We start from the raw sequence: 4,699 nt of genomic DNA, 5'->3' as shown, positions 1-4,699 counted from the left end.
TCGCACCACACCAGGTCGGCGTAGGGAGCGTAGGCCACGCCGCGGCTGATCGCCTGCTCGACACCGTTGCGCACGCGGTAGAAACCTTCCTGGGTGCGCTCGCCGGTCAGGAACGGCTTGTCATTCGCGTCGTGGTCGGAAGTGATCAGGTTCGCGGCTTCGGCATCGGTGCGCGCCAGGATCAGCGTGGGCACGCCCATCACGTCTGCGGCAAAGCGTGCCGACTTCAGCTTCTCGATCGCTTCCTGCGTGGGCACCAGCACCTTGCCGCCCATGTGGCCGCACTTCTTCACTGCAGCGAGCTGGTCTTCGAAGTGCACGCCGGCAGCGCCCGCGGCAATCATGTTCTTCATCAGCTCGAACGCATTGAGCACGCCACCAAAACCGGCTTCGGCATCGGCCACGATGGGCAGGAAGTAGTCGATGAACTCGGCGTCGCCGGGGTTCAGGCCGCGGCCCCACTGGATTTCATCGGCGCGCTTGAAGGTGTTGTTGATGCGGCGAACCATGGTGGGCACCGAATCGTAGGCGTACAGCGACTGGTCGGGGTACATGGTCTCGGAGCTGTTGCCGTCGGCGGCGACTTGCCAGCCCGACAGGTACACGGCTTCGAGGCCGGCCTTGGCCTGCTGCATCGCCTGGCCGGCGGAGATCGCACCGAACGAATTCACATAGCCCTTCTTGGCGCCGCCGTTGACCTTTTGCCAGAGCTTTTCAGCGCCGCGCTGGGCCAGCGTGTGCTCGGGTTGCAGACTGCCGCGCAGGCGGACCACGTCGGCGGCAGAGTAGCCGCGCTTGATGCCTTTCCAGCGGGGGTTTTGCGCCCAGTCCTTTTCCAGTGCGGCGATTTGCTGTTCACGGCTCAGTTGTTGCGTCAGCGATTGGGGCATGTTGTTTCTCCAAGGACTCAAGGTTGATGAACTTCGCGGGAGCATTTCTGCCGCCCTTGGAGACTACTTTAAATTTATTTCAGAAAAATAGCATGAGTCTTATGTCTTATATAAGAGATAAGAGTTGTATATAAATCAATGACTTGCGATCGTTTTTCGCATTGCGAAACAACATTTCTCGTATTGATATTTTTTTGTGCGCTGCAGCATTTGTCTTTTCCACATTATGAAAACGATATTTCAGCAGGCAAAATTTGCTTGGGCTGGTCGCGATCCGGGACAGCGCCGATGCGCCCACAGGCTAGGCGCAGACGGAAAATAGAATGCAGGCATGGGCCGCCCGCGCCTGGCGAATACACGCGTGGCCGGGGCAGCGAGAAAATGGGTCGTCAAGGCAGTGCGCGCTGGGCGGCGATGACTAGGCTTGCCCCGCCCGGTTGTCGACATGTGGCGTGCCAGGTGCAGATCGCCAGCGTCCGCAAAGCCCGGTCGCTCAGCCGCGGATCTCTTCGGAAAGAACTTCCCAGCGGTCGCCGACGCGGCGCCAGTATTGGCGCAGGGGCAAGGTCTTGCCGGTCTTGCGGCTGCCGATCTGCATGTCGACGATGCGCACTTCGCCTTGCGTATCCTTCCAGGAATAGACCGACAGGTCCTGCACGCCAATGTCGGCGATGCGGAAGAACTCCAGCAGGCGGGCCCTGGGCGCATGTTCAGCTCCGGGCTCCTGTCCGTACATTTTCGCGAGAAGCAGCGGATCGGCGCTTTTCCAGGCCTGTTGCCAGTTGTCCAATACATGCACGAAGGTATCGGCGGTCTTGGCATTCGCGCGTTCGGACGGCACGGTCCACTGCAGCTTGTCGCGTATCAGCACCGGTGTCTGCCGATCAAGCGTCTTCATCAGCAGGATAAGGTCGGGATTGGCCAGCACGATGCAGCCGTCGCTGGCTTCGGGCAGGCGCGCAAACTGGTCGGGCGGTGAGCCATGCAACCAGATGCCGTCGCCCGATCGTTCCACGGACTTGTCCCAGTCATTGGGGTAATTGAGCGTCAGCGCCCCCTTGCCATAGAACTCGGGCAGGCGCGGCCCCGGAATCTGGCGGCCGATGAAGTACACACCCTGCGGCGTGCGCTGGTCGCCTTCGAGCGTCTTGCCCATGCCGAACTTGCCGATCGAGATGTAGAAGTCGCCGATCAGGCGCAGCCTGCCCTTCTCATGACGGAAAAGGTAGAGCCTGGACTTGCTCGCATCGATGGCCACGGCATGGCGCACCGATGCGCCCAGCGCCTGGAACTCGCGCGGCACGCTGCCTGCCGGCGCCGGCAGCACGCCGGCGCCATGCACGCGGCGCTGGAGTTCCTTTTGCAAGCCATGCGCCTGCTCCTGCAATTCCTGCGGTGGCGCAGGCGTCGCCTTGGGGTCGGCCGGCACATGCTTGACCAGCAGCTGCGTGACTTCGGACGTGGGGGCATTCGCCCATCCGGTCATGCGCCCGGTCTTGAAGCGCAGCAGATCCGCATAGACCAGTTGGGCAGCGCGAAAGTTTGGAACATCCGCGGTGAGTTGGGCCGCCCCCTTCAGCGCCGCGTCCAGTTCCTGGCGTTTGACCAACTGGACGATCTCCAGCAGGCGCGCTTCGGCGGTATCGGGAACCAGGGGCGTTGCGGACGTGGAAACGGCTAGCGCGCCGGCCGCTCCCGCGGCACCGGCTGCGGCGGCAATTTTGGCGCGGGTCCCGGGCTTGGGCTCGACCGCGCGTTTGGCGGGTTTCACCGACGTGTCCAGCTTGGAGTTCTTGGCCGGCTTGGCAACCGACTTCGACTTCTCGTGCCTCGCCTGCGCCTGGGCGGTCGAAACAAAGGCCGTACTGCCGCCAATCATGCATAGCAACAGCAGCGCTCGACAAAACGACCTTCTCATCAATATTCTCGACAGTTCTCTTCTACAGGCCATGCGCGCGGAGACGGGGAAAACGGCCGGCTTCAGCCGCCCGTGCTTTCACGCACGATGCGCCATGCGCCGCGCTCATGGCGCATCGACAACGTCTTTCGCGTGGTGGTGTTCAGGCTGCCCGCCACATATTTCTGGCGGAACTTGGCCGTGGCCTCGTCACCCTTGACGGACACCTGGATGTTCTGCAGCGAGATCGAGATGCCGCTCTTGCCCACGATGCGCACGCGCCGGTCTTCTTTCCACTTGGCAAGGCTGGCGCCGTTGGCCGGAGTGAACTTTTCGCTGTAGGCATCAAGGTAACCCTGCATGTCCTGCTTTTCCCAGGCAGTGACCCAGGCATTGACGGCTGACTCGACTTCGGCGGCTTCCTTGGCCACGGCAGCCTTGGGCTCGGCTGCGGGTTTTGGCTCGGGCTTGGCCGCAGGCGATGTCTTGGGTTCGGGAACCACAGCCGGCTTGGCGGGCGCCGCAGCGACGGCCACCGGTGGCGCGACAACGGGTGCGGCCGCAGCAGCAGCGACCGGCGCGACCGGCGGCGCTGGCGGCTTGGCGACGACCTTGGGCTCGACCTTGGGCTCGACCTTGGGCTCGACCTTGGGCTCGACCTTGGGCGTGGGCTTGGTTTCAACCACAGGCACGGGCTTGGCCTCGGCCTTCACTTCTGGCTTGACTTCAGGCTTGGGCGCGACGGGCGGCTTCGCGGGCGCGGCAGCCGCGGTGTTGGCCTGCGCCACGACGGTCTTGGCGGAGTTCTGGGAAGTGGGGACCAGTTGCGTGATCAACGCCAGCTTGGCAGGAATGGTCTGGCGTGAGGCATCCAGTTGCAGGGCTTTGGAATAGGCTTCGCTGGCCATGCGTGCATACAGGTCGCCCAGATTTTCATGGGCGGTCGTGTAGCTGGGATTGGTGCGAATCGCCTGTTCAAGCGCTTCGGCCGCCTTGCGCTCCTGGCCCTCGGCCGCATACAGAACGGCCAGGTTGTTGTAGGGCTCGGGCATGCTCGGGTATTCCCGAACCAATGCAGAAAAAATCTTGATGGCCTGCGCACTCTGTTTTTGCTCCGACGCAATCACGCCGCGCACGAAACGCATTTCTACATCACCAGGATTTTGCTTGAGGTAGCTGTCGGCCTGCGCTGCTGCCTGCTTGGCATTGCCCTGATCCAGCAACTTCGTCACTTCATCCACAGCGCGCGAAGCATGGGCGGGCATGCTGCCCAGGGACAGGCAGCCCAGCAGCACGGCCAGCACAGGCCTTGAAAAACGCGCGGGCACAGCACTGCGTTTACGCAACATAACCTGGGATGCAATCTGCATATGGCGCTCTTCTCTTTACGCAATGAATGGGAGGGGGAAATGGGAGCGGGACTTGTCGCCCAAGCGGGGGTCGGCGCAGCTGCCTGACCATGCAGCCAAACCCTATCAATTGTATACCGCGCCCTATCTTTCCATGGCCGGAGAAGCATGTATCCGGCAATGCAGGGCGCCGCGGACTGCATGTCAGTGTCAACGCCGGACCGGCGGTGTTACCGATGCGCGAGCGCAGCGCCGACCGCGAAAACGATACGCCACAAACACCAGACGTTACGGAACATACGCCGTAACACGTACCGGAACACGCGCCACAACGCGTCCGCGCTTTGCTCGCACATCGTTCAGAAAAAGAAAAATATCATTTAAATCAACAGCTTACAAATATCTCAAAGCCCAGAAAAGGACATGCGGCGACTGGCACACATATTGCGAAAAACCATGCAGACGAGCTTTATGGCCCGCGACGTTGCTTACCGATTGAACGATCAACCCTATCTGGAAAGAGCATATGACGACCTCTGCAACACAACCCTCCGGCACCGCCA

At 61.7% G+C, this 4,699-nt stretch carries 3 protein-coding genes; all 3 read right to left on the bottom strand.

Annotated elements, in window-relative coordinates; translation table 11 throughout:
* Positions 1–890 (bottom strand): isocitrate lyase (gene aceA, locus RR928_RS24310; protein WP_332684630.1); only part of this gene is annotated, 890 nt, incomplete at its 3' end.
* Positions 891–1,383: 493 nt separating this feature from the next.
* On the bottom strand, positions 1,384–2,661 hold the full coding sequence (locus RR928_RS24305) for a L,D-transpeptidase family protein (protein ID WP_332538946.1): 1,278 nt from the start codon (positions 2,659–2,661) through the stop codon (positions 1,384–1,386).
* A gap of 209 nt (positions 2,662–2,870) precedes the next feature.
* Positions 2,871–4,136, bottom strand: coding sequence for a L,D-transpeptidase Cds6 family protein (locus RR928_RS24300; RefSeq protein ID WP_332684627.1), 1,266 nt, complete (start codon positions 4,134–4,136; stop codon positions 2,871–2,873).
* Positions 4,137–4,699 lie beyond the last annotated feature (563 nt).

It is taken from the genome of Comamonas sp., assembly GCF_036666375.1.
Classification (GTDB): Bacteria; Pseudomonadota; Gammaproteobacteria; order Burkholderiales; family Burkholderiaceae_C; genus Comamonas.
The sequence above is the reverse complement of the archived record's forward strand: the minus strand, read 5'-3'. Positions and strand labels throughout refer to the sequence as shown.